Raw genomic sequence first — 24,632 nt, 5'->3', positions numbered from 1 at the left:
GCGGTCGGAAATCGCTCGAACGGCGCTCTCGGCGCGACTCAGGGTTGCTTCGCTCGCCTCAGGGGCGGCCGGCGGCGATTCGTTCGACGCTGCCGGCGAGCACGTCGACGGCGATGCCGATGGTCGCTTCGTCCACGTCGAACGTCCGGGTGTGGTGGCCGCCGGGGTGGTCGGTGCCGACGCCGACGTAGGCCGCGAGGCCGCCGCGGTCCTGGACGTACTGCATGAGGTAGGTCGCGTCCTCGCTGCCGCCGAGGTCGTCGCTTTCGAGAATCGAGGTGACGCCCTCGACCCCCTCGCTCACGCCGCCGACGATGGCCGCGAGCGCGTCGTCGCTCCGGGCGCTCGGGGCCTTCCCCTCGACCCCGATTTCGACCTCGCAGTCGTGCATCGCGGCCGCCGACTCGATGACGGTGTGGGCGCGGTCTTCCATGTACTCCATGAGTTCCGTCGTCGCGCCGCGCACCTCGCCTTCGATGAACGCCTCCTCGGCGACGATGTTCGTGGCCGTGCCGCCGCCCATCAGGCCGACGTTGACGCGGGTCGGTCCGTCGGAGTGCCGGGAGATACCGTAGAGGTTCTGCGTGGCCGCCGCGGCCGCGAGGTTCGCGTTCTTTCCCTCCTCGGGCTTCGCGCCCGCGTGGGCCGGCGCGCCGGTGAACTCGGCGCGGAAGTGCGACACCGCGAGGAACCCGCCGACGCCGCAGACGACCTCGCCGGTCGGGTGGTCGAGACCGACGTGGAGCGCGAGCAGGTAGTCCACGTCGTCGAGGTGGCCGCCCTCGGCGACGGCCTTTCCGCCGGCGACCTGCTCCTCGCTCGGCTGGAAGAACACCTTGAACGTCCCCTCGAAGTCGGAGTCGAGGACGGCGTCGAGGACGCCGATACCGATCGTCGCGTGGGCGTCGTGGCCGCAGGCGTGCATGAAGCCCTCGTTCTCGGAGCGGAAGCCCTCGGCGGCCGGGAGGTGGTCGCCGTCCTCGGACTCGGTGATGGGGAGCGCGTCGATGTCGACGCGGAGCCCGACGGTCGGGCCCTCGCCGCGTTCGACGACCGCGACCGCGCCGGTGTAGCCGCCGACGAGGCGGTCGAGAACGTCCTCGCGCGCGCCGGCCTCGCGGGCCCGCTCGAACCACGCGTCGAGTTCGGCGTCGTCGGGGACGGCCATGCGCTCGTCGGCGTCGAGTATCTCCGGGCCGACGTAGAGCGCGTCGAGGTCGCGCGTCTCCAGTTCGTCGACGAGGCGGGCGGTGGTGTAGAACTCGCGCCACGCGGGTTCGGGGTGGCGATGCAGGTCGCGGCGAAGCGAGACGAGGTCGTCCATCGTCGCTCGGTTGCTCATGTCCGGACTCTTTTCTCCCGGCGATGATAAACGCTCCCGACGTTTCGTGGCCGAGAAACTCAAGTTTGGAAGAAATAGTTGGAGGAAATTCGTGCCTATTATATATCACAGTCAATCTCTGACAAACGATGCCAGAAGAACCGGACATCGAGCTCAGTTTCCGTGGCGGGCGCCTCGTGAGCGCCCTGCCCATCGCCCTGTTCATCGCGTGGGCGATTTTCCAGAGTGGTATCCTCGGTATCGGCGATACGACCGGCCTCGTCGCGGGGATGCTGACAGGACTCATCGTGGGACTACTGTTCGTCCGGGGAGATTGGAAGGACTACGCGGACGTCGTCTTCGCCGGCATGACCCGCCGGGTCGCCGCGACGGCGGTCGTCGCGTGGCTCTGGGCGGGCATGTTCGCCGAGACCATCCAGGTCGGCGGCTTCGTCGACGGCCTCGTCTGGGCGGCCACGGTCCTGAACGTCGGCCCGGGGCTGTTCCCGGCCGTGACGTTCCTGCTCGCGGCGCTGTTGGCGACCGGTATCGGCACCGGTTACGGCACCGCAATCGCCTTCACGAGTCTCGTCTTCCCGGCGGGACTCCTCCTCGGTGCGAACCCCGTGTTGCTGTTCGGCGCGATTCTCTCCGGCGCGGTGTTCGGGGACAACCTCGCGCCCGTCAGTGACACCACCATCGTCTCCGCGGTCACGCAGGACGCCGACATCGGCGGCGTCGTCGCCTCGCGGGTGAAGTACGCCGTCGTCGCGGCGACGCTCGCAATCGCGGCGTACCTCGTCGCCGGCTTCGGAATCCCCGGCGTCTGGGGCGGCATGCCGTACGTCGACGTGGCCGGCGAAGTCTCCGCGTCCGTGTCGCCGTGGGGACTCGTCCACCTGCTCGACATCGCCGTGGTCATCGCGCTCGCCGTCCGCGGCCGACACATCATCGAGGCCGTCTCGTGGGGACTGCTCCTCGCGGCGGCGTTCAACGTCGCGCTCGGCGCGGCGAACTTGGTGGACGTTTCGGTCGGGAGCATGCTCCTGTTCAGCGCGCCGCAGAACGGGCTCACGCAGGCGGTCGAGGCGCTCCCGCTTCTCGGGGCCGTCGTCGAGACCGTCCCCGCGGGGCAGGTCGGCGTCGGCGGGAGCGTCTACTCCGGCGCGGCCGGCTTCTTCCCGCTCATCGTCCTGACGCTCTTGCTCGTCGCGGGCGCGGAAATCATGCGCGCCGGCGGCGGCTTCGACGCGATTCAGGAACTCGTCATCGACCGCGTTGCCACGACGGTCCGCCGCGCGGAGACCACGATGGTCGTCGGGACGGCGCTCGTCAACGCGACGGTCACCATCAACACGGCGGCCGAAATCGCCATCGCGCCCTACGTCGCCACGCTCGGCAAGCGCTTCAACATCAACGGCTACCGCCGCGCCAACATCCTCGACGCCAACACCTCGGCGCTCGGCTACATCTTCCCGTGGGGCGGCGGCCTGCTCGCCGGCTACGGGGCCATGCAGGGCCTCGTCGGCGGCGAGGCGACGCCGTGGTTCACGGCGGAGATGCTCGTGAACCCCGCGTCGGTCTTCCCCTACGTGTTCCACGGCTGGTTCCTCGTGGCGGTGTTCCTGTTCGCCGCGTGGACCGGCTACGGCCGCGAGTACGTCTCCGACCGCACGAGCGAGGAGGTGAGCCGCGTATGAGCCGCCTCGATAAGCTCTTGGCCGGCTGGACGTTCCGCACCGCGACGCCGACGTTCGAACCCGGCGAGGTCATCACGGCCTACGTCAGCGAGCGCAACGGCGACGGTCTCACCGTCCGCATCGGCGACTCGGTCATCCGGGTCGAAGACGGCCGAGGCGCGGCCGTCGAGGACAAGGTTCGGCTGGAGGTCACGTCGTTCGACGCGACCAATCACGTCGGTACCGGCGAGGTAGTCGAGGTCCTCGGGCCGGACGCCTGAGCGGTCGAAAAACAGACAAAAAAGCGCAGACCCGCGTCTTCTTTCGCGCTCCGTGACCGCCGTCAGCGACGGTGACCGAGCGGTTTCTTCTGTTCGACTTCGATTTCGAGGTGGACGCTGTCGGGGAACTCCTTGAGGCCGACCTCGCGGGCGATCTGGTCCGCGCCGTGGATTTCGAGCCGACGGGTGTACACGGGGTATGACCACGACGAGAACTGGTCGCCGGGCTGGAGCGTCCGATACTGCGGGACGCTCACCTGCTTCGGCTGGTCGGAGTGGGGGCCGCGGCACTCCGCGCCCTTCCGCTCGACGAACTGCTTGAGGTCGTCGACCACTCGGTCGAGGACCGCCTTATCACCGCTTTGAAAGGTGAGTTTTGTGACGAAGGCCATAGCTGGGTACTACTCCTTGTTGCACGCTCCGACGGTAAAAGCGCATCTACACGAACCGGGGACTCCGGGCTTCCGCCACCCGAATCCCGAACGAACGACCGTGCGAACGCGCTACAATCTCCGATACCCTCTTAAAGGGTGGCACGTTTATTTCGGGTAATGGCAGTCGAAGCGGTTAGCGCTGGAGCCATTCTCTTCCGCGACACCCGCGGCCGGAGGGAGTACTTACTCCTGAAGAGCCGTCCCGGGGACTGGGAGTTCCCGAAGGGCGGGGTCGAAGGGGACGAGGAGCTTCAGCAAACGGCAATCAGGGAGGTCAAAGAGGAGGCGGGAATCCAAGATTTCCGTCTCATCGACGGCTTCCGCGAGGACTACAGCTACGTCTTCGAGGCGAACGGTACGACGATTCACAAGACGGTTCACCTCTTCATCGCGCGCTCGTTCGAGGCGTCCGCGGAGCTCTCGACGGAGCACCGCGACCTCCAGTGGCGCGACTACGAGCAGGCCATCAACACCATCACGCAGGACGGCCCCCGCGAGATATTCGAGCGCGCACACGAGTTCCTCGACGAACTCGCCGAGCGGAACGAGGGCGAACACAAGTACCTGAAGTAGCGTCGGTCGGTTCGACCGACGCCCGAGACGCGACGAGAGCGAGCGACAGCGCCGCGAGTCGGCGCGGGGGCAACACCCGCGGCGTCGTCTGCGTCGTCGTCGGGTCGCACCCCGAAGCCACCCGACCGAAACGCCTTCGGCTTCCCGCCGCAACTCCCGGTCGTGAGCGACGCCGCCGACCGCGACCCCGAGTTCGCCTTCGAGCTGCGGGTCTGCCGCTGGGCCGAGCGCGCGTGGCACCCCGACGGCCCGCGCCCCGCGTTCGTCGCCCGACAGCTCGGCACCCGAGAGCGCCGCTGGGACACCGTCGTCGTGGAGGTCGACCCCGAGGCGTTCGCCGCCCGGCGCGCCCTCTCGACCGACGGCTTCGACTCCGACCTCTTGCGCGTCGTCCGCCACGCGCCCGCCGAGTGGGCGTGGTACCGAGACGCCATTCCCGAACCGGATTTCCCGTGGCGACACGTCGTGCCGGCGGTCCACCGCGCCGCGGGGCTCGGACTGGTCGAGAAGTGCCGCGGCTCGCGGAACCGCGTCGAGTACCGCCGGACCGCCCCGTACCCCGACTGGGTCGAGCGCGTCGTCGCCATTGAGAACAAGCCGGACCTCGACGCCAGCGCCGCCCGCGCGCTCGCTGACCAACTCGAACACGACGTGTCGCGGGCGCTCGCCGACGAGGTCTGGGTCGCCACCGAGGTGACGGGCCGGCGGGTCGAACCCGCTCTGTTGGAGGACCTGCCGGTCGAAGTCGGCATCCTCGGCGTCGACGGCGACTCGGCGGAGGTGCTGTGGCATCCGAGTTCGCTCTCGCCCGACCCCGACGACGCCCGGCGGCGACTCGTCCTCGCCGAGCGGGCCTACGACCGCGGCTGGCGGAACTACGTGGACACGATGCGCCCCGACTGCCGGCACTTCGAACTCGACCGGCGCGGGCGGGCGCTCGTTCCGCGGTGCGCCGCGAAAGACTGCTATCAGAGCCAGCGCGAGTGCGCCCACTCGTGTCCGTCGTTCGAGCCGGAGCCCCCGGCGTGGCGGATGAAGGGCTGGCCTATCGAGGGCGGCCCCGGCAAGGGCGTGCGCCGGATTCTGGACGCGCGGCGCGAGCGCGCCAGAGACCGTGCCGAACGCGATAGTGAGAACGCCTAAATTCGCGCCCCTCTGACCGGGCAGTATGGAGCGATTCCAGAACACGAGCCTGCCGGACTGGGACTGGTGGGGAAAGCTCTGGCCGACGCCGGGCGAGACGCTTCGGGAACTCGGACTGTCGACCGGCGACACTGTCGTCGAAATCGGCTGCGGAAACGGCTACTTCGCGCTCCCAGCGGCGCGAATCGTCGCGCCGGCCCCAGTGTACGCGGTTGACCTCGACGACCGACTGCTCGCGGAACTCGAACACCTCGCCGACCAGCAGCGCATCGACAACGTGGCGACGGTTCGCGGCGACGCCCGCGAGCTATCGGCGCACGTGTCCGACCCCGTCGACGTGGCGCTCTTCGCGAACGCGTTCCACGGGGTCGACGACCGCGACGAGTTCCTGACGGAAGTCGAGTCGGTCCTCGCCGACGACGGCCGGTTCGTCGTCGTCAACTGGCGACCGCTCCCCCGGTCGGAGACGACCGTGGCCGGCGAGCCCCGCGGCCCGCCGACCGAGCTACGGCTCGGTCCCGAAGAGACCGCCGCGATAGTCGAGGACGCGACTGGCCTCGCGGTGACGGCGGAAATCGACATCCCGCCGTACCACTACGCGCTGGTGTTCGAGCGGCGAGCGTAGCGACCGCGGAGACGAGCGGTTAGACGACTTCCACGTCGACCTCGTCGCGCTCGACGGCGAGGCGGAACGTGGGGACGGTTCGGTAGACGACCTCGATGACGCCCTTGCGGCGGAGGCTCTGGAGCGCCCGGCGCACGTCGTCCACGTCGGGGTCGATGTCGAACTCCTCGCGGAGCTTGTTGAGGACGCTGACGACGCTCTCGGAGCGCTCGTCGGGGCCGGCGACGACCTCGAAGACGCGGGCTTCGAGCGAGGGGACGCGGATGACGCTCGGTACGGACTCGGCCTCGTCGTCGCCCTCGACGCCGGGTTCGACGCCGACGAGTTCGGCGGCCTCGGCCGTCGCGCGGATGAGGCTGTTGTCGTCGCGGTAGTAGTAGTCTTTGAGCTCGGACTCGAGGTAGCGGTGGACTTCGCTCCCGCTTTCGAGGTCCCAGCGGTTCTGTAACTCCTTGTTCTTCGTCGGCTGGAGCCGGACGATGTCGGCGAGGCGTTCTTTCGCCTCGTCGGAGAGCGTCATATCGGTGGATTCGACGGAGGGGGTATAACGTTGTTCTGGATTCTTCAGCGCGACCGCGGAACGTTAATTATTATCCCTGTCCCTTGCGTCGGCTCGACCATGAGCTGGGACACCCTCCGACTCGACTGGGACGGCGACGTGGCGACCATCACCATCGACCGCCCCGAGCAGATGAACGCGCTCAACGCGGACACGCTCGACGCGCTCGAAGACGCGCTCGACGAGGCCGAGGACGGCGGCGCGCGGGTGGTCGTCCTCACCGGCGCGGGCGAGAAGGCGTTCATCGCGGGCGCGGACATCGGCTACATGAAGGACATCGGGTCGCCCGCCGCGCAGGCGTACGCCGAGCAGGGTCACCGCATCGCGACGCGCTTGGAGGAGTTCCCCGCGCCGACCATCGCGGCCATCAACGGCTACGCCTTCGGCGGCGGCATGGAGTTCGCGCTGGCGTGCGACCTCCGGGTCGCCTCCGAGCGCGCGCTGCTCGGTCAGACCGAAATCGACCTCGGCATCATGCCCGGGTGGGGCGGGAGCGTCCGCCTGCCGGCGCTCGTCGGCGACGAAGTCGCCCGTCGACTCATCTTCTTCGGCGAGCGCATCGACGCCAGCGACGCCCACGAGTACGGCATCGTCGGCGAGGTCGTGGCCCACGACCAACTCGACTCGCACGTCGAGGACCTCGCCGCGGACCTCGCGTCGAAGCCGCGACACGCCCTCGCGGGCGCGAAAGCCGCCATCAACATGTCCCACGACGCCCCGCGGGACGCCGCGCTCGACTTCGAGGCCCGCGTCTGGAGCGGCCTGTTCGGCACCCACGACCAGCGCGAAGGGATGGACGCCTTCCTCGACAAGCGCGACCCCGACTTCGAGTAGGAAACCGACGGGAAGCCCCGTTTCGACGGCGCAATCGGTCAATTAGCTTCGTCCGTACTCAGTGATACCCGTGCTAGCACGGCTCCTACAACTGCTAAGGCGCTGCATGTATAATGAATAATCGTGCAAGATTCCATCACGCTCGGCCGCGTCGAATCCCTCCTCGAAGACCTCTCGTACCCGGTCTCGCGCCGGGACGCCGCGGCCTCCCTCGACGGTGTGACGGTGCTCATGGCCGACGGGAACGCCGACCTCGGCGAGTTGGTCGGGAACTGCCTCACGGCCGAGTTCGCCGACGCGAAGGACCTGTACTACGAACTGAACAACGCGATGCCGATCGAGGCGCTCGGCGAGCCGGGGCAGTCCGACGGCGACGCCTGAGCCGCCCGTTCGACACCGGCTTTTTTAGCGCTCACCCCGCGAGCGGGGCGCAATCCTGACGCTTAAGTCCCTCAAGCGGTAGGACGTACTATCATGGAGTTTTGCGACGACTGCGGGTCCCTGATGACGCCGCAAGACGGCGTCTGGGTCTGTCCGAACGGCCACGAGAAAGCGCGCGACAGCGAAAAGGAAAAATCGATGGTCACGACCGAGGGCCAAGAGTCCAGCGAGGTCGTCGACATGTCCGACGTGGACAACGCCGACATCGGCCCGACGACGAAGACCATCTGCCCGAAGTGCGGCCACGACGTGGCGCGCTACGAGATGAAGCAGATCCGCTCGGCCGACGAGTCCGAGACGCGTTTCTTCACCTGCGTCGAGTGCGACCACAAGTGGCGCGAAGACGACCACTGAGCGACTCGCCTTTTTCAGCCCTCCGTCCGTAACGCGGGGTATGTCCGACGCGCTCGCCCCGCCGACGCTCCCGCCGCTCGAGGGGTGGGTCCGCGTCGACGACGCGACCGACCGGCCGTTCGAACTCGGTCCCGTCAGCGTCGTCGCCCGAACCGTCGTCTACGAGGACGCCACCATCCGCGAGCGCGTCCCGGCGACCGCCGACGGCCCGTGGCGCTTCCTGTTCGCCAGCCGCCTCGAAATTCGGCCGCACACGCCGCCGTCGAAGGCGCTGACGAAACTGGTCGGCAAGCGCGCGAGCGCCGGTTTCGAATCCCGCCTCGGAGCGCGCGGCTTCTCGGACGTTCGGCGCGTCGAGTCGCGGACGCTTCGGGTTCGAGTCGGTGGCGGCGACGAGACTGGTTCCGCCGGCGACGGCGGGACCGAAGCCGAGGCCGACGTGGTCCGGTACGCCGCGACCGTCGAACTCGCGGGGGTCGAACTCGCGGCCGACGCCTACCTCGCGGTGACGCCGGTCGACGGCGAGTTCCTCCTGACCGGCGGCGCGTACCCCCGCGAGGTCCGCGGCGGCGACGCGGAGACGGCGGCGGCGCTCCGCGAGGTAATCGAGCCGGAGCGGTTCAGAGAAGAGCTGTTTCGCGTGATTCGCCGCGTCGGGTGAGGCGACGCCGACGGACCGAAAGCGGGGCTGGCCCGGCGGCGTCGGCGTCGTTCACTCGTTGCGGGCGAAGACGAGGTAGCCGGTGTGGCCGACGCCGGCGGTCGAGGGGCGCGACCCGCGGTCGTTGAAGTCCATGTGCCGCTGAATCGTCTCGAACGTCTCCACGTCCGACAGGCCCGCCTCTCTTGCGGCTTCGACGGCCGCGCGCGTGCCCTCCACGAACGGGGAGTAGACGGCGACGTAGCCGCCGGTCACGAGGAGGTCCGGCGCGTGTCGGACGACCTCGGGCGCGTTCTCGGTGTCGAGGGTGAGCACGTCGAACGCCGACGCCGCGAGGTCGTCGACCTCGTCTGTGATGTCGCCGGTGCGAACGTCGACGCGCTCTTCCACGCCGGCGAGTCGCATGTTCTCGCGGGCGACGTCGGCGAACTCGGCGTCGCGTTCGAACGTCGTCACGTCGACGCCGAGGCGACCGAGGTACGCCGAGAGGACGCCCGTGCCGGTGCCCGCGTCGAGGACGCGCTCGCCGGCCGCGACGCCGGTGTGGCCGACGATGAGGCCGATGTCGCGCGGCATCATCGGCGCGCCGGTGCGCTCGAAGTGGTTGAAGAGGTCCGGGCCGCGCGGCTCGCGGACGAGGAACTCCTCGCCGATGTGGGTTTCGAGCGTCTGGCCGGCTTCGACGTCCTCGGGGACGGTGAGCATCCCGAGGTCGGTGTGCAGCTCGTCGCCGGGCGCCCGGAGGTACTCCCGGTCGCCGTGGACGAGGAGTATCACTCCAGTCGCGAGATGGCCGCGGCGAGGTCGCCGTCTTCGGCCTCCAGCGCTTCGCGGGCCTCGTCTTCGGGGACGCCGGCGCGCTGGGCCACGATGGCCACGTCGTCTGCCGGGATGGCGTCGGCGGCCTGCGCGGCCTCGTCGTCGCCGTCGTCACCGGCACCGAGTTCGCGCGTCTCGGGCTCGCCGACGATTTGGTAGGTCTCCTGGCCCTGCGCGTCCATGCGCGTGACCTGCGCGTCAGAGAAGACGAGTTCCTCGTCGGCCGTCTTGATGACGACTTCCTCGGCATCGAGCTCCGTCACGTCGATGCCCATCTGCTTCATCATTTGCTGCATTTTGCGTGGGTTCATCCCGCCGCCTCCAAACATACCCGAAGGGTCGGGGTGAGCGCTCAAAAGCGTGGCGAACGTCGGTGCGCGGCGGGGCGAGCCCGGGCCGACGCTCGCTGGCTCACTCGACCCGCGTGCTGACCGCGAGACCGCTCCCGACCGGGAGGACGATGGTCTCGTACCGCGGGTCGGCCCGCACCGCGTCGAGGAACGCCGCGATGCCGCGGGTGTCGGCGTCGGCCCCGTCGAGCGCCTCAGCCTGCCCCTCGCTCCAGTCGGTGAGCGCGCCGAAGTCGACGGGGCCGCGCATCACGTTGTCGGCGACGACGACGCCGCCTTCCGTGACGCGGTCGGCGACGAGGTCGAACGCCTCGGCGTAGCGGTGTTTCTGGTGGTCCAAGAGCACGAGGTCGAACTCGCCGTCGACGCCCTCGAACAGGTCGAGCGCGTCGCCTTCGAGGAAGGTCGTCCGGTCGGCGAGGCCGGCGCGGTCGAGAAAGTCCCGCGCCATGTCGAGTTCGTGGGCGTCGTGTTCCGTCAGGTAGAGCTCGCCGTCGTCCGCCATCCCCTCGGCGAACCACGTCGCGGAGTAGCCGAAGCCGGAGCCGAACTCGAACAGCCGCTCCGCGTCCGCGAGGTGCGCGAGGACGCGGAGGACGCCGCCCGCTTCGGGGCCGATAATCGGGAAACCGTGCTCATCGGCGTACGCGGCCATCTCGGCCTGCACCGCGTCGTGTTCGGGCGCGGTCGCCGCGAGGAACCGCCGCGTCTCGTCGGTCAGGATGTCCATGGCGAAGCAGGGCGCGCGAGCGACATAAAATCGGTCGCAGCGGCCGGATTCGTGGGTTCCGTCGCGGGCGCGTTTGCGCTCCGCCCTCACCGCGTCCGTCGTCTCGGTCTCACGGTCTCGCGTCCGCCCTCGTCGCGTCCGCAGTCGGCGGCAGCACCGCGATTCGCCGACCCGCGTACGCTTAAGTAGGGACAAACCACATCTTCGACCATGTTTGATCCCGACGAGCTCGAAGAGATTCGGGAGGCGAAAGCCGAGTGGGAAGAGGAGACGCTGGGGCCGACCCTCGACCGCTTCGGGGAGCGAAAGGAGGAGTTCACGACGGACACGGGCGGCAACGTCGTCGAGCGGCTCTACACGCCCGACGACGCCGACGTGGACTACGACGAGGACGTGGGCTTCCCGGGCGAAAAGCCCTACACGCGCGGGGTCTATCCGACGATGCACCGCGGGCGGCTCTGGACGATGCGGCAGTACGCCGGCTTCGGGACGGCCGCCGAGACCAACGAGCGGTTCCGCTACCTCATCGACAACGGCTCGTCGGGGCTGTCGCTCGCGTTCGACCTGCCGACGCAGATGGGCTACGACTCCGACGCGATGATGGCCGCCGGCGAGGTCGGGAAGTCGGGCGTCGCCATCGACAGCCTCCACGACATGGAGACGGTGTTCGACGGCATCGACCTCGGGGAGGTCTCCACGTCGATGACCATCAACGCCCCGGCGGCCGTGTTGCTGGCGATGTACGTCGCGCTCGGCGACAAGCAGGGCGTCCCCCGCGAGGAGCTCCGCGGCACCATCCAGAACGACATCATGAAGGAGTACATCGCGCGGAATCTCTACATCTTCCCGCCGGAGCCGTCGATGCGGCTCATCACGGACATCTTCGAGTTCTGCGCGGCGGAGACGCCGAAGTTCAACACCATCTCCATCTCCGGCTACCACATCCGCGAGGCCGGGTCGACCGCCGCCCAGGAGGTCGCGTTCACCCTCGGTAACGGCATCCAGTACGTGCAGGCCGCGGTCGACGCCGGCCTCGACGTGGACGAGTTCGCCCCCCAGTTGTCCTTCTTCTTCAACGCCCACAACAACATCCTCGAAGAGGTGTCGAAGTTCCGCGCCGCCCGGCGGATGTGGGCGAAAATCATGGAAGAGCGCTTCGGCGCGGAGAACCCGAAGTCGATGCAGTTGAAGTTCCACACCCAGACCGGCGGGTCGACGCTCACCGCCCAGCAGGTCGAGAACAACGTCGTCCGGGTCGCCTATCAGGCGCTGGCGGCCGTCCTCGGCGGCACGCAGTCGCTGCACACCAACGGGAAGGACGAGGCGCTGTCGCTGCCGACCGAGAAGTCGGTTCGGACGGCGCTCCGCACCCAGCAGATTCTCGCCCACGAGTCGGGCGCGGCGGACACCATCGACCCGCTGGCGGGGAGCTACTACGTCGAGGCGCTGACCGACGACATCGAAGACGAGGCGTTCGACCTGCTCGACGAGGTCGACGAGCGCGGCGGCATGCTCGACGCCGTGAAGAACCAGTGGGTCCAGCGGGAGATTCAGGACGTGGCCTACGAGCGCCAACGCGAGATTGAGGAGGGCGAGCGCGTCATCGTCGGCGTCAACGAGTATCAGGTGGACGAGGAGCCGACCGTCGAGGTCCAGGAGGTCGCCGAAGAAGACGAGACCAAGCAGGTCGAGTCGCTCGAAGCCCGGAAGGACGACCGCGACGAGGCGGCCGTCGAGGCCGCTCTGGAGGACATCCGCGCCGCCGCGAACGGCGACGAGAACCTCCTCCCGCTCATCGTCACGGCGGTCAAGGCCTACGCGACGGTCGGCGAGATATGCGGCGTCCTCCGCGAGGAGTTCGGCGAGTACGAACCCGGCATGGCCTGAGTCGGCCCCCGAGACTCGGCGGCAACCAATGCCGGCGGTCGCGTTCCGTCTCCCTTCAGTCCGACCGCCCAGCCCGTCTCGCCCCGTGCCAACTAGTCACTCGAATTATACATTCACCCGGCTAACGAGTTTTATTATCACCCCCCGAGTGGAGACAATCGAGGCTTATGATGCCGCTTATCGTATTCTAAACCCGTCACACGCCCGGCCGCCGTCTGTCGGCGCGAGGTTCGCGCCACCAGTCGCTCGACGTTTCGAGCGGCGGCCGTCGCGTTGCGGGGCTCTTCGACCGGAGAGCCCCCGGTATCGCATCCGATTGTCCACCTCACCAGACGAATGTCACGAAGACGCTCCCGAGACAGTCGTACCGTCTCCGACTACCGACCCTCCCATCACCGACCCGCGCCCTCGCTCGCGACGCAGGCCGTCCTGCTCGCGTCGATGGCCGCGGTCGTCGCGGTCGTCACCTTCCCCGTGGCGTCGCTCGCGGTCGCCGTCACCGTCGCCGCCATCGTCGCCGTCGCCCGCGCCGTCGTCACCCGGGCCGACCGCTCGATGCTGACGGTCGACGTGCCCGGCGTCCCCGTCGAGGTCACGGTCGCCCGGACCGCCCGCGACTGAGGACCGGCCGAACGCCGTGAGTCCCACACCGCCCCCGCTCGCGTCCCTCACACACCTCGCACGCTCCACGCCACTCACGACCACCGCACCCCTCACGGCCGTCACACCCCTCTCGACCGTCACGACTCCCGCGTCCCGCTCTTGACGCGCGCTTCCGCGCTCATTTTCGTTCCCGCTCTCGACGCGTTTCCCGCTCTTAGGTCACTCACCGACCCCGGCGAGTCGGGTTCGAAGCACCCGCACGACCGCCACGACGAGCATCGCTTGGAGGTAGCCGAAGACGGCGAGCGCCGGGTAGAACGTCGCCGTCTCGCGGACGCCGAACTCGTTGGCGGCGAGCGTGTCGAAGAAGAAGGCGGCCACCAGCGCGGGGAAGTCGACGAACCAAATCTCCTTCGGCAACACGCCGAAGAAGCCGACCGCCCACGCGGCCGCGAGCACGGCGAAGACGGCGACTGTGGCCCGGTCTGTTGCGAGTCGAGCGAACCCGCGCGCGAGCCGCCGCGGGTCGCGGGCGGCGCGCCGGGACGTCGGCGTCATCGTCGGCTCACGCCACGTCGGCGTTCGACTCGGACGCCGATTCCGCGTCGGCGTCGTCGTCGCCGACGAGTTTGACGGCGGTCCCGTAGGCCAGAATCTCGGCCGCGCCCTGCGTTACCTCGGCGGTCACGTACCGGACGCCGACGACGGCGTCGGCACCCATCGCCTCCGCCTCGGCAACCATCCGGTCTGTCGCCTCGTCTCTCGCCTCGGCCATCAGCCCGGTGTAGGACTTGAGCTCGCCGCCGACGATGTTCCGGAGCCCCTGCGTGATGTCGCGGCCGACGTTCCGAGCGCGAATCGTGTTCCCGCGGACGGCACCCAGCGTCACCTCGATGTCGCGGCCGACGACCGACTCAGTTGTAGTTACTATCATGACATGAGTATCGAACCGTCTGGGTTTATCCGTTGCGCCCGACGAACTGGAGACATGCACTTCGACCACGTCGGAATCGCCACGCCCGACGCCGCCGGGCTGGCCGCGCTGTTCGCGGAGCTGTTCGACGCGCCCGTGGCCCACGAGGAGACGTTCGACGGCATGTCGGTCATCTTCCTCGAACTCGAAAACGGCTACTTCGAACTGCTCGAACCCCACGAGGAGGGTGCCATCTCGAAGTTCCTCGACAAGCGCGGCGGCGGCATCCACCACGTCGCCATCGAGACCGACGACATCGAGGCCGCGCTCCGGACCGCCGAGGCCGCCGGTGTCGACCGCATCGACGAGGAACCGCGCCCCGGCGCGTGGGGCCACGAGGTCGCCTTCCTCCATCCCAAGTCCACGGGCGGCGTCCTCGTCGAGTTCGTCTCGCACTGAGCGATGACGGGAGATTACCCCGACGACACGGCCGACGACGACGCGCCCGCGGACGGGTCGACCGACGACGACGCAGCCGCCACCGGCAGTTCAGACGGTGGCGATGAGGGCTCCGCCGCTGACGGCTCCGCACCCGGCGGCGAGGGCCGCGGGTTCGCCGGACCGATGCGCGACTGGCTCTCCCACCGGGTCGCCGCGACGCCCGACCGAGAGGCGCTCATCCACGCAGCGACCGGCGACTCGTGGACCTTCCGCGAACTCGACGCGCTCGTCGACGAGACCGCCGGCCAACTCGCCGCGCTCGGCGTCGAGGCCGGCGACCACCTCGGCGTCGTTCTCGACCCCGGCGTGGACTACGTCCGACTCATCCACGCCGCGACGCGGCTCGGGGCGGTGCTCGTCCCGCTCAGCGACCGACTCACCCCCGACGAGGTCGGCCGCAACGTCGAACTCGCGGACGTGACGACGCTCGTCTGCGGCGAGTCTACCGAGTCGACGGCGGTCGAGGCCACGACCGACGTGCCCGTCGTCTCCGTGGACGACCCGCGCTGGGAGGGCGTCATCAACCTCTCGTCTATCGCGCCGAAGCGGGTCGAACCCGCGGGCTGGTCGCTCTCGGAGACGATGCTCCTGCTTTTCACCTCGGGGACGACCGGGACGCCGAAGGCGGTGAAACTCACGATGGGCAATCTGCTCGCCAACGCCGTCGCCGGGGCGTTCCGACTCGGCGTCTCGCCCGACGACCGGTGGCTCGTCACGCTCTCGCTGCACCACATGGGCGGCATCGGCCCGATTCTCCGCGGCCCGCTGTACGGGACGACCGTCGTCCTCCGCGAGGGGTTCGACGCCGGCGGCGCGGCCGACGATATCGGCAAGTACGACGCGACGGGCGTCTCGCTCGTGCCGACGATGCTCAAGCGGATGCTCGACAGCAGGGGCACGCTCTCCGATTCGCTCCGCGTGGTGCTCCTCGGCGGCGCGCCCGCCCCCGACGACCTCGTCGAGCGCTGTCGGAACTACTCGGTGCCGGTCTACCCGACCTACGGCATGACCGAGACGGCCTCGCAGGTCGCCACTGCGACCCCGGACGAGGCGTTCGCCGACGTGGGGACCGTCGGACGGCCGCTGTTTTTCACCGACCTCTGGGTCGTCGACGAGGACGGCACCGCCGTCGAACCCGGGACGCCGGGCGAACTCGTCGTCTCCGGACCGACCGTCTCGCCCGGCTACTACCGGAACCCGGAGGCGACCGCCGACGCCTTCACCGACGCCGGCCTCCGGACCGGCGACATCGGCTACCGCGACGACGACGGCCTCCTGTACGTCCTGAACCGGAAGGACGACCGCATCATCACCGGCGGCGAGAACGTCGACCCCGGCGAGGTCGCGGCGGTCCTGCGGGAACACCCGGCGGTGGACGACGCCGTCGTGCTGGGTATCCCCGACTCCGAGTGGGGCGAGCGCGTCGCCGCGCTCGTCGTCCCCGCCGACCCGGAGAACCCCCCGGACGACGAGGACCTCGACGCCTTCTGCCGCGATCGGCTCGCCGGGTTCAAGTGTCCGAGACTGGTCGAGACCGCGGAGGAACTCCCGCGGACCGTCTCGGAGACCATCGACCGCGAGGCGGTCCGCGAGCGACTGGTCGCGGCCAAGCCCGTCGCGGAGGCCGAACCGGAGCGCGCGGCGGCTGAGGAACGCGACGAAGCGCGCGCGACCGAGAGCGGACGCGAAGCCGACGAATCCGAGGCCGAAGTCGACGAGGTGACGCCCGCGAGCGACGCCGACGGGGCCGCCATCGACGACGCCGAGGCCGACCCGGCGGACGCGGAACGTGGCGGAGACGACGGTGGCGAGGCGACAAGAGACGACGACGGTGAGGCGATAGCCGACGAAGACGAACGCGGTGACGTCGAGAGCGCGGAGGGCGACATCGACGACGGCGACGGCGGCGACGACGAACCCGCTCCCGACCGCGACGAGGAGTGAACGCGCCCGCGGGTGAAGCAAAACCCACAGCCCGCGTCTCGCCGGGTTGCGTCCAAACAATCATTACGTTTTACCGCAAGTGGACTGTATGGTAGGTGCTACCAACCAGACGCTTCGGCCGTTCCTGTGGCGCGCGGGCAAGCTCTTTCCGGACCGCGAAATCGTCTCTCGGACCGCCGAAGGGCTGGAACGCTACACGTACTCGGAGTACGAGGGACGCGTGGCACGGCTCGCGGGGGCGCTTTCGGACGCCGGCATCGGGGACGGCGACCGGGTGGCGACGTTCTGCTGGAACCACAACCGACACTTCGAGACGTACTTCGGCGTGCCGTCGATGGGCGCGCAGTTGCACACCATCAACCCGCTTCTCCCCGACCACCACATCCAGTACATCGTCGAGAACGCGGCTGACCGCATCATCTTCGTGGACCCGTCGCTCGCGCCGAAACTCGCCGGCGCGGTCGATGAGGACGCCTTCGCCTCCGTCGAGCAGTTCGTCGTGATGGCCTCGAACGTCCCCGAGGACGTGGGGCTATCCCCGGTGACGGACTACGAGTCGTTCATCGCCGACTACCCCGACGAGTACGACTGGCCCGACCTCCCGGAGGACCAACCGGCGGGGATGTGCTACACGTCGGGGACGACCGGCGAACCGAAGGGCGTCGAGTACTCCCAGCAGATGCTGTGGGCGCACACGATGGCGACGCTCCCCAAGTCGGGTCTCGACATCGGCGCGGAGGACGTCATCATGCCGGTCGTGCCGATGTTCCACGTCAACGCGTGGGGCCTGCCGTTTTCGACGACCGCGGCGGGCGCGAAACACGTCTATCCCGGCCCGTCGCCGACGCCCGAGGACCTCGCCAAACTCATCGAGGAGGAGGGCGTGACGATGACCGCGGGCGTGCCCACGGTGTGGCTCGGCCTGCTCGACTACCTCGACGAGAACGACGCGGACATCTCGTCGCTCGAACGCATCATCATCGGCGGGTCGGCCGCGCCCAGGTCGGTCATCCGCCGGTTCGACGAGGAGTACGACGTGGACGTGCTCCACGCGTGGGGGATGACCGAGATGTCGCCGGTCGGCACCGTCGCGCATCTCAAGCCGGGGATGGAGGACCTCCCGGCCGAAGAACAGTACGAAAAGCGCGCCAAGCAGGGCCTGCTCGCGCCGGGACTGGAGATGCGCGTCGTCGACGACGACGGCGACGAGGTCCCGTGGAACGGCGAGGACTTCGGCGAACTCTGGGTGCGCGGCCCGTGGGTGACGACCGAGTACTTCGAGCGCCCCGACGCGAACGAGGAAGACTACGAGGGGAACTGGCTGAAGACCGGCGACGTGGTCACGGTGGACGAAGACGGTTACGTCCAAATCGTCGACCGGGCGAAAGACGTCATCAAGTCCGGCGGGGAGTGGATTTCGTCGGTCGAACTTGAAAACAGCATCATGGCTCACGACGACGTGGCGGAGGCGACCGTCATCGGCGTGCCCCACGAGCGCTGGCAGGAGCGCCCCGTGGCCTTCATCGTCCCGAAGGCGGGCGCGGACGAAGCGGCGCTCAAGGCCGAACTCGTCGCGCTCGTCGAAGACGAGTTCCCGAAGTGGTGGGCCCCCGACGAGGTCGTCTTCATCGAGGAGGTCCCGAAGACCGCGACCGGCAAGTTCGACAAGAAGGTGCTCCGAGACCAGTACGACGACTCCTCGCTCATCGAGGGCAAGACGCCCGACGCGGAGGCCCCGTCGGACGAGTGAGCGCCGGGTCGGTCGTGGGTTCTAACGAAGAACCAGTTTGAAGTTTAGACTGGTTCCATACACTATTTTTACTGTACAATCCTATGTCGGGACATGGAACTTCTCGACGACTCCATCGTGCCCGAACACGCCCGCGAACTCAAGCGGGAGGCCCGCGAGTTCGCCAAAGAGCACATCGAACCGGTCGCGGAGGAATACTACGAGTCCGGCGAGTACCCCCACGAGGTCCTCCAGGCGGGGATGGACGCGGGGCTCGTCGCGCAGGACATCTCCGAGGAGTACGGCGGCAAGGGCTTCGACCTCCAGCAGATTCTGGCAATCTCCGAGGAGTTCTACCGCGCCGACGCCGGCATCGCGCTGACGCTCCAACTCGCCTCGTTCGGCTGCGAGATTATGGAGGACTACGGCAGCGAAGAACAGAAGGAGAAGTGGCTCCGCCCGGTCGCCGAAAACGAGCAGATTTCGGGGCTCGCGGTGTCCGAGCCGCAGACCGGCTCCGACATGGCCGGCATGGAGACGACCGCCGAGAAGACCGACGACGGCTACGTCCTCAACGGCGAGAAGTACTGGGTCGGCAACGCCGTCGAGGCCGACTGGCTGACGGTGTACGCCAAGACCGCCGACACCGACGACCGCTACTCGAACTACTCGATGTTCATCGTGCCGACGGACACGCCCGGCTACGAGGCCGAGCACATCCCCGAGAAGATGGGCATGCGCGCGTCCAAGCAGGGCCACATCGTCTTCGACGACTGCGAGGTTCCCGAGGAGAACCTCATCGGCACCGAGGGCGGCGGCTTCTACATGCTCGCGGACTTCTTTAACCACGGTCGCATCATCGTCGGCGGCCACAGCCTCGGCCTCGCCGCCGCCGCCATCGAGGAGGCGTGGGAGTTCGTCCACGAGCGGCGGGCGTTCGGCCGCAACGTCTCGGAGTTCCAGGCGGTCCAGCACATCCTCGCCGACATGCGCATGGAGTTCGAGGCGGCCCGCGCGCTCAACTGGCGCGCCGCCGAGAAGGTCGAAACCAACGAGGACGCCGGCTTCTGGGCGGCCGCCGCCAAGACGAAGTCGACCGAGACGGCCGTCGACGTGGCCGAACGCGGCATGCAGCTCCACGGCGGTCGGTCGGTCCTCAACGAGTACAAGATTTCGCGGGTCTACCGCGACGTTCGCATCCCGGTTATCTACGAGGGCGCGAACGAGATTCAGCGCAACCTCATCTACCGGCAGGGCGCGCTCTGAGGCGACCCGAGACCGGGGAGAGAACTGACAACTCGTTTTCCGGTTTGGCATCGCTTGACCGGAACGCAGTTACTATCTGAGCGTCGTACCTTGACTCAGCAAATGGTACGCACGAGCGTTATCGGCTGCGGAAACATGGGGAGCGCCCTCCTCACCGGGCTCTGGAAGGCGGGCGGTCACTCGGTCGTCGCCTGCGACCTCGACCCCGACGCCCTCGCCGCGGTCGCCGACTACTGTGAAGCGACGACGGACGACGTGTCGCGCGCCGCCGACGCCGACGTGGTGTTCGTCGCGGTCAAGCCCGACATCGTCGAGGCCGTCCTCTCGGAACTCGACCTGTCTCCCGACCAGACTCTCGTCACTATCGCCGCGGGCGTCCCGACCTCGTTCGTCGAGGCGCGCACCGACGCCCGCGTCGTCCGCATCATGCCGAACCTCGCCGCCGAGACCCGCGACATGGCCGCGGCGGCGACCGGCGACCTGACCGACGAGGTCCGCGAACTCCTCTCGGACGTGGGCGAGTTCGTCGAGGTCGAGGAGTCGCAGATGGACATCGCCACCGCGGTCAACGGCAGCGGCCCGGCCTTCGTCTTCTATCTCATCGAGGCCGTCACGCAGGCCGGCGTCGCGGGCGGGCTCTCCGAGGAAGACGCCGAGATTCTCGCCGCCCAGACGTTCAAGGGCGCGGCCGAGACCGTCGTGCAGGACGACCGCAGCGCCGACGAACTCATCGACGCGGTCTGCTCGCCGAACGGGACGACCATCGAGGGGATGGAGGTCCTCTGGGACAGCGCCGCCGACGAGGCCGTCACCGAGGCGGTCGTCGCCGCCGAGCGCCGGTCGAAGGAGCTCGCGGAGGACTTCGCCGATGAGTGAGGTGAGCGAGACGACGGAGACCTCCGAGGTCGCCGAGCCCGACCCCGACGCGGTCGCCGCCGCCCGCGACGCCGCCGCCGAGGCGAAGCGCGTCATCGTCAAGGCCGGCACGAACTCGCTGACCGACGAGGACTCCAACCTCGACGACGACAAGCTCGACAAGCTCGTCGACGACATCGAATCGCTCCTCTCGCGCGGCAAGGAGGTGCTTCTCGTCTCCTCGGGCGCGGTCGGTGCCGGTATCGGCCGCCTCGACCATCCCACAGCTGACCGCGACACCCTCGAAGCGTCGCAGGCGCTGTCGACGGTCGGCCAGAGCCTCTTGATGCACCGCTACACCGAGAGCTTCGAGCGCTACGACCGGAAAGTCGCCCAGATTCTCATCACCCAGCACGACCTGGAGAACCCCGAACGGTTCACCAACTTCCGGAACACGGTCGAGACGCTGTTGGAGTGGGGCGTCGTGCCCATCATCAACGAGAACGACGCGGTCGCCACCGAGGAGCTCCAAATCGGCGACAACGACATGATTTCGTCGAACATCGCGGTCGGCATCGGCGTCGACCTACTCGTGACGCTCACCGACGTGGGCGGCGTCTACACCGGGAACCCGAAGGAGGACCCCGACGCCGAGCGCATCGAGGTCGTCGGCGACAACTACAGCGACGTCGAGGACATCGTCACCGCGAGTTCGACCGGCGGCTTCGGCGGTATCCAGACGAAGGTCCGCGGCGCGCGCGACGCCGCCGAGTACGGCATCCCCGCCGTCATCGCGAAGTCGACCGAACCCGACGTGCTGGCGAAGATCGCCGAGCGCGAATCGGTGGGAACAATGTTCCTCCCCCTCGATGGTGAACTCGATGACTGAGCGAGACACGACCGCGCAGGTCGAACAGGCACAGTCGGCGGCGCTGCGCCTCGCCAACGTCGACGCGGCCGACCGCGACGCCGCGCTCGGAGCCATCGCGGACGCCATCCGCGACAACAGCGAGGCGATTCTCGCGGCCAACCGCGAGGACGTCGAGGAGGCCGAGGCGATGCTCGAAGCGGGCGAGTACACGCAGGCGCTCGTCGACCGCCTCAAACTCGACGAGGCGAAACTCGACGACATCGCCGGGATGGTCGAGTCCGTCGCCGAGCAGGACGACCCGCTCGGCGAGACGCTGGAAGCGCGCGAACTGGACGCGGACCTCGAACTGTACAAGCTCTCGGTCCCCATCGGCGTCGTCGCGACCATCTTCGAGTCGCGGCCCGACGCGCTCGTCCAAATCGCCGCGCTGGCGCTGAAGTCCGGCAACGCCGTCATCCTCAAGGGCGGCAGCGAGGCGAGCGAGTCGAACCGCGTGCTGTACGAGACGATTCTGTCCGCCACCGAAGAGCTCCCCGACGGCTGGGCGACGCTCATCGAGGCCCACGAGGAGGTCGACCGCCTGCTCGAACTCGACGACATGGTCGACCTCGTGATGCCCCGCGGCTCCTCGGAGTTCGTCAGCTACATCCAGGACAACACCCAGATTCCCGTCCTCGGCCACACCGAGGGCATCTGCCACGTCTACGTCGACGAGTCGGCCGACCTCGACATGGCCGAAGACATCACCCTCGACGCGAAGGTGCAGTACCCCGCGGTCTGCAACGCCGTCGAGACGCTCTTGGTCGACGAGTCCGTCGCCGCCGACTTCCTGCCGGCGGTCGTCGCGCGCTACCGCGACGAGGGCGTCGTCCTCCGGGGCGACGAGGCGACCCGCGAGCACGTCGCTGTCGACCCCGCGACCGACGACGACTGGGACACCGAGTACGGCGACCTCGAACTCTCCATCAAGGTCGTCTCGGACCTGTACGACGCGGTCGACCACATCAACGCCCACGGCTCGAAACACACCGAATCCATCGTCACCGGCGACGCCGAGCGCGCCGAGACGTTCATGACCGGCGTCGACGCCGCCAGCGTCTTCCACAACGCCTCGACCCGGTTCGCCGACGGCTACCGCTACGGCCTCGGCGCCGAGGTGGGCATCTCGACGGGCAAGATTCACGCCCGCGGCCCGGTCGGTCTCGAAGGGCTGACGACCTACAAGTACTACCTCGAAGGCGACGGCCAGTTGGTCGCCACCTACGCCGGCGAGGACGCCGTCCCCTTCACCCACGAAGCGCTCGACGCCGAGTGGAACCCCGGCCACCGAAGTCGGCGAGACTGAGCGCGCCGGACGCCCTTCGGTCGTCGCTCCGCGTTTCGAATTCTCGCGGCACATAGAACTATATCCCTGACAGTCGCCTCTCCGGTAGAGTCGTCTCCGCTGCGACTCGGTGACTCCAATGGATTTAGACGAATTCGTCAGCACGCACGCACCGTCCGAAGGCGGCGAATCCTTCGAACTCGAAAACTCGAAACTGCTCGACGTGGCTCTCGACGGGAGCGTCATGGCCAAGGCCGGGTCGATGGTCGGCTACACCGGCGACATCTCCTTCGAGCGGAAGTCCGCCGGCGGCCTGACGGGGATGCTCAAGAAGAAGGCCACGGGCGAGGGCGACGTCATGATGCAGGCGACCGGAACCGGGCACCTCTATCTCGCAGACCAGGCCAAGGAGGTCCAGATTCTCGAACTCGACGCGGGCGAGGAACTGAGCGTCAACGGTAACGACGTGCTCGCGTTCGAGTCGAGCGTGAACTGGGACATCAAGATGCTGACGAGCATCGCCGGGGCGTCCTCCGGCGGCCTGTTCAACGTCTTCCTCGAAGGCCCCGGCCACGTCGCCATCACGACCCACGGCGAGCCCATCGTCCTCCAGACGCCGGCCAAGACCGACCCCAACGCGACCGTCGCGTGGAGCGGAACCGTCTCGCCGTCGTCGAACCGCGACATCAACATCAAGGGCCTGCTCGGCCGCTCGTCGGGCGAGTCCTACCAGCTCGAATTCGCGGGCGAAGGCGGCTTCGTCATCGTCCAGCCGTTCGAGGAAGTCGGCCCCGGCGAGTAGTCGCCCGGCGCGACTCCGACTCCAGTTTTGCGCTCAGCGGCCGTTTTTCGGCCGTTTTCGTCGTTACTCGGACCGAACGGGCCGAGACGGCGCGTATCTCTCGTGCCCGGCGGGCATATATTGTCTGCCTGAACTGTTATGCCGGCTCCGTCCTAATCCCGGCGTATGGGTGACATCAGCGTCCATCTGGTCGACCGCGGTCGCGTTCTCACGGATATGGGGTACGTCCTCGACGGGTACACCATGGGGAGCGCGTCGAACCGAAGCCCCGACCACGAAACGGCCGAGTTCGTCGTCTGGAACGCCGTCGTCGACGGCCCCGACCGGACGGTGCTGTGGGACACCGGAGCGAACCCCGAGGCGGGCGACGGCTACTGGCCCGCCCCGCTGTACGAGGCGTTCGAGTACGTCGACGCCGCGGAACACACGCTCGAAGGCGACCTCGATTCGGTCGGCTACGACCTCGGCGACATCGACGCCGTGGTGATGAGCCACCTGCACCTCGACCACGCGGGCGGCCTCGCCGAGTTCGCCGGGACGGACGTGCCGATATACGTCCACGAGGAGGAACTGAAGTTCGCGTACTACTCGGCGAAGACGACCGAGGGCTCCATCGCGTACCTCGCGTCGGACTTCGACCGCGACCTGAACTGGGACGTCGTCCACGGCGGCGAGCACACGCTGTTCGACGGCTTCCGGCTCGTCCACCTACCGGGTCACACCCCCGGCGTGCTGGGCGCGCACATCGAGACGCCCGACGGCGACGTGCTCGTCGCGGGCGACGAGTGCTACGTCGAGGGCAACTACACGGACGAGGTGCCGCTCGGCCCCGGCCTGCTCTGGAGCGAGCGCGACTGGTTCGAGAGCCTCCAGAAAGTGAAGGAACTCGAACGCCGGACCGGCGGCGACGTGCTGTTCGGCCACGACCTCGAACGGTTCGAGTCGTTCGGCGACGGCTGGAACGTCTGAGACGGGCGACGGCGCGCCCGACGAGGCTCTGATTTTCACGCGTCAACCGCAGAACGGCGGGCGGCCGCGGCACTCATCGCGTCCGAAGAACGTAAGAAGGGAACCGCAGGGATTGGCTGGGTTGGGTGGTGTGGGTTGGGGTGGAGTGGGGGATTGAATGGCCG

The 24,632-nt window shown here is 68.4% G+C and carries 28 protein-coding genes; 20 read left to right on the top strand and 8 right to left on the bottom strand.

What is annotated here, in order from left to right:
- Window positions 1-58: 58 nt before the first annotated feature.
- Complete coding sequence (locus tag C5C07_RS07405; protein WP_115804805.1) at window positions 59-1,342, bottom strand: amidohydrolase; 1,284 nt, start codon at window positions 1,340-1,342, stop codon at window positions 59-61.
- A gap of 128 nt (window positions 1,343-1,470) precedes the next feature.
- Between C5C07_RS07405 and C5C07_RS07400 the strand changes: the two genes are divergently transcribed.
- On the top strand, window positions 1,471-3,021 hold the full coding sequence (locus tag C5C07_RS07400; RefSeq protein ID WP_050459022.1) for a Na+/H+ antiporter NhaC family protein: 1,551 nt from the start codon (window positions 1,471-1,473) through the stop codon (window positions 3,019-3,021).
- The gene (locus tag C5C07_RS07395) at window positions 3,018-3,281 is read left to right on the top strand and encodes a hypothetical protein (protein WP_004977129.1); all 264 of its coding nucleotides are present in this window, start codon (window positions 3,018-3,020) and stop codon (window positions 3,279-3,281) included. The genes C5C07_RS07400 and C5C07_RS07395 overlap by 4 nt, the downstream gene beginning before the upstream one ends.
- A gap of 62 nt (window positions 3,282-3,343) precedes the next feature.
- On the opposite strand, the gene C5C07_RS07390 is transcribed toward C5C07_RS07395, so the two are convergent.
- Window positions 3,344-3,673, bottom strand: a complete 330-nt coding sequence (locus C5C07_RS07390; RefSeq protein ID WP_004977130.1) for an uS10/mL48 family ribosomal protein — start codon at window positions 3,671-3,673, stop codon at window positions 3,344-3,346.
- A 159-nt stretch (window positions 3,674-3,832) separates the two neighbouring features.
- Between C5C07_RS07390 and C5C07_RS07385 the strand changes: the two genes are divergently transcribed.
- From C5C07_RS07385 to C5C07_RS07375, 3 genes are all read left to right on the top strand, one after another.
- Window positions 3,833-4,288, top strand: a complete 456-nt coding sequence (locus C5C07_RS07385) for a bis(5'-nucleosyl)-tetraphosphatase (protein ID WP_004977131.1) — start codon at window positions 3,833-3,835, stop codon at window positions 4,286-4,288.
- Between the two features lie 162 nt (window positions 4,289-4,450).
- A complete protein-coding gene (locus C5C07_RS07380; protein ID WP_115804804.1) occupies window positions 4,451-5,431 on the top strand; it encodes a DUF5787 family protein in 981 nt (326 codons plus the stop codon).
- A gap of 25 nt (window positions 5,432-5,456) precedes the next feature.
- On the top strand, window positions 5,457-6,056 hold the full coding sequence (locus C5C07_RS07375) for a class I SAM-dependent methyltransferase (protein ID WP_004977134.1): 600 nt from the start codon (window positions 5,457-5,459) through the stop codon (window positions 6,054-6,056).
- Between the two features lie 19 nt (window positions 6,057-6,075).
- Here the strand turns inward: C5C07_RS07375 and C5C07_RS07370 are convergent, their stop codons facing one another.
- The gene (locus tag C5C07_RS07370; RefSeq protein ID WP_004969904.1) at window positions 6,076-6,576 is read right to left on the bottom strand and encodes a DUF5797 family protein; all 501 of its coding nucleotides are present in this window, start codon (window positions 6,574-6,576) and stop codon (window positions 6,076-6,078) included.
- A 99-nt stretch (window positions 6,577-6,675) separates the two neighbouring features.
- On the opposite strand from C5C07_RS07370, the gene C5C07_RS07365 reads away from it, so the two are divergent.
- The 4 genes from C5C07_RS07365 to C5C07_RS07350 all read left to right on the top strand — a co-directional run bounded on the left by C5C07_RS07365 (window position 6,676) and on the right by C5C07_RS07350 (window position 8,905).
- Window positions 6,676-7,449, top strand: a complete 774-nt coding sequence (locus C5C07_RS07365; RefSeq protein WP_004977135.1) for an enoyl-CoA hydratase/isomerase family protein — start codon at window positions 6,676-6,678, stop codon at window positions 7,447-7,449.
- A 123-nt stretch (window positions 7,450-7,572) separates the two neighbouring features.
- Entirely contained in the window at window positions 7,573-7,830 is a 258-nt protein-coding gene (locus C5C07_RS07360; protein ID WP_004977136.1) for a hypothetical protein, read from the top strand.
- Window positions 7,831-7,923: 93 nt separating this feature from the next.
- Window positions 7,924-8,244, top strand: a complete 321-nt coding sequence (locus C5C07_RS07355) for a transcription factor S (RefSeq protein ID WP_049905217.1) — start codon at window positions 7,924-7,926, stop codon at window positions 8,242-8,244.
- 40 nt (window positions 8,245-8,284) lie between these two features.
- Entirely contained in the window at window positions 8,285-8,905 is a 621-nt protein-coding gene (locus tag C5C07_RS07350) for a DUF6517 family protein (RefSeq protein WP_004977138.1), read from the top strand.
- Window positions 8,906-8,956: 51 nt separating this feature from the next.
- Here the strand turns inward: C5C07_RS07350 and C5C07_RS07345 are convergent, their stop codons facing one another.
- From C5C07_RS07345 to C5C07_RS07335, 3 genes are all read right to left on the bottom strand, one after another.
- Window positions 8,957-9,682: a methyltransferase domain-containing protein gene (locus C5C07_RS07345; RefSeq protein ID WP_004977139.1), complete on the bottom strand. Its 726-nt coding sequence runs from the start codon at window positions 9,680-9,682 to the stop codon at window positions 8,957-8,959.
- The gene (locus C5C07_RS07340; protein WP_081605244.1) at window positions 9,679-10,053 is read right to left on the bottom strand and encodes a nascent polypeptide-associated complex protein; all 375 of its coding nucleotides are present in this window, start codon (window positions 10,051-10,053) and stop codon (window positions 9,679-9,681) included. The genes C5C07_RS07345 and C5C07_RS07340 overlap by 4 nt, the downstream gene beginning before the upstream one ends.
- 82 nt (window positions 10,054-10,135) lie before the next feature.
- Window positions 10,136-10,804: an O-methyltransferase gene (locus tag C5C07_RS07335; protein WP_004977141.1), complete on the bottom strand. Its 669-nt coding sequence runs from the start codon at window positions 10,802-10,804 to the stop codon at window positions 10,136-10,138.
- Window positions 10,805-11,014: 210 nt separating this feature from the next.
- On the opposite strand from C5C07_RS07335, the gene C5C07_RS07330 reads away from it, so the two are divergent.
- Window positions 11,015-12,691, top strand: a complete 1,677-nt coding sequence (locus C5C07_RS07330; protein ID WP_004977142.1) for a methylmalonyl-CoA mutase — start codon at window positions 11,015-11,017, stop codon at window positions 12,689-12,691.
- Window positions 12,692-13,027: 336 nt separating this feature from the next.
- Complete coding sequence (locus C5C07_RS21860; protein ID WP_004977143.1) at window positions 13,028-13,312, top strand: hypothetical protein; 285 nt, start codon at window positions 13,028-13,030, stop codon at window positions 13,310-13,312.
- Window positions 13,313-13,513: 201 nt separating this feature from the next.
- Here the strand turns inward: C5C07_RS21860 and C5C07_RS07320 are convergent, their stop codons facing one another.
- Both C5C07_RS07320 and C5C07_RS07315 read right to left on the bottom strand, forming a co-directional pair.
- Window positions 13,514-13,852 carry a hypothetical protein gene (locus tag C5C07_RS07320; protein ID WP_004977144.1) on the bottom strand — a complete coding sequence of 113 codons (339 nt, stop codon included), beginning with the start codon at window positions 13,850-13,852 and terminating at the stop codon, window positions 13,514-13,516.
- A gap of 7 nt (window positions 13,853-13,859) precedes the next feature.
- The gene (locus C5C07_RS07315; protein ID WP_004977145.1) at window positions 13,860-14,228 is read right to left on the bottom strand and encodes a YbjQ family protein; all 369 of its coding nucleotides are present in this window, start codon (window positions 14,226-14,228) and stop codon (window positions 13,860-13,862) included.
- 54 nt (window positions 14,229-14,282) lie between these two features.
- Here C5C07_RS07315 and mce point away from each other — a divergent pair, with 54 nt between their 5' ends.
- The 9 genes from mce (at window position 14,283) to C5C07_RS07270 (ending at window position 24,468) form a co-directional block, all read left to right on the top strand.
- Window positions 14,283-14,666 (top strand): methylmalonyl-CoA epimerase, encoded by a 384-nt coding sequence (mce, locus tag C5C07_RS07310; RefSeq protein ID WP_115804803.1) that lies wholly within the window; start codon window positions 14,283-14,285, stop codon window positions 14,664-14,666.
- 3 nt (window positions 14,667-14,669) lie between these two features.
- A complete protein-coding gene (gene menE / locus C5C07_RS07305; protein ID WP_115804802.1) occupies window positions 14,670-16,652 on the top strand; it encodes an o-succinylbenzoate--CoA ligase in 1,983 nt (660 codons plus the stop codon).
- 88 nt (window positions 16,653-16,740) lie between these two features.
- On the top strand, window positions 16,741-18,402 hold the full coding sequence (locus tag C5C07_RS07300) for a long-chain fatty acid--CoA ligase (RefSeq protein WP_115804801.1): 1,662 nt from the start codon (window positions 16,741-16,743) through the stop codon (window positions 18,400-18,402).
- Between the two features lie 93 nt (window positions 18,403-18,495).
- Window positions 18,496-19,647, top strand: coding sequence for an acyl-CoA dehydrogenase family protein (locus tag C5C07_RS07295; protein ID WP_004977150.1), 1,152 nt, complete (start codon window positions 18,496-18,498; stop codon window positions 19,645-19,647).
- Between the two features lie 102 nt (window positions 19,648-19,749).
- Window positions 19,750-20,523: a pyrroline-5-carboxylate reductase gene (proC, locus tag C5C07_RS07290; protein ID WP_081605245.1), complete on the top strand. Its 774-nt coding sequence runs from the start codon at window positions 19,750-19,752 to the stop codon at window positions 20,521-20,523.
- Window positions 20,516-21,391, top strand: a complete 876-nt coding sequence (gene proB, locus C5C07_RS07285) for a glutamate 5-kinase (protein WP_004977153.1) — start codon at window positions 20,516-20,518, stop codon at window positions 21,389-21,391. The genes proC and proB overlap by 8 nt, the downstream gene beginning before the upstream one ends.
- Window positions 21,384-22,718, top strand: coding sequence for a glutamate-5-semialdehyde dehydrogenase (locus tag C5C07_RS07280; protein WP_115804948.1), 1,335 nt, complete (start codon window positions 21,384-21,386; stop codon window positions 22,716-22,718). Before proB ends, C5C07_RS07280 begins: the two co-directional genes overlap by 8 nt.
- A gap of 118 nt (window positions 22,719-22,836) precedes the next feature.
- Entirely contained in the window at window positions 22,837-23,499 is a 663-nt protein-coding gene (locus C5C07_RS07275; RefSeq protein ID WP_004977155.1) for an AIM24 family protein, read from the top strand.
- A gap of 165 nt (window positions 23,500-23,664) precedes the next feature.
- The gene (locus C5C07_RS07270) at window positions 23,665-24,468 is read left to right on the top strand and encodes an N-acyl homoserine lactonase family protein (RefSeq protein WP_004977156.1); all 804 of its coding nucleotides are present in this window, start codon (window positions 23,665-23,667) and stop codon (window positions 24,466-24,468) included.
- The last annotated feature ends 164 nt before the right edge of the window (window positions 24,469-24,632 follow it).

This window comes from Haloferax sp. Atlit-4N (assembly GCF_003383025.1).
Classification (GTDB): Archaea; Halobacteriota; Halobacteria; order Halobacteriales; family Haloferacaceae; genus Haloferax; species Haloferax gibbonsii.
This window is presented reverse-complemented; position numbering and strand designations above follow the sequence as displayed.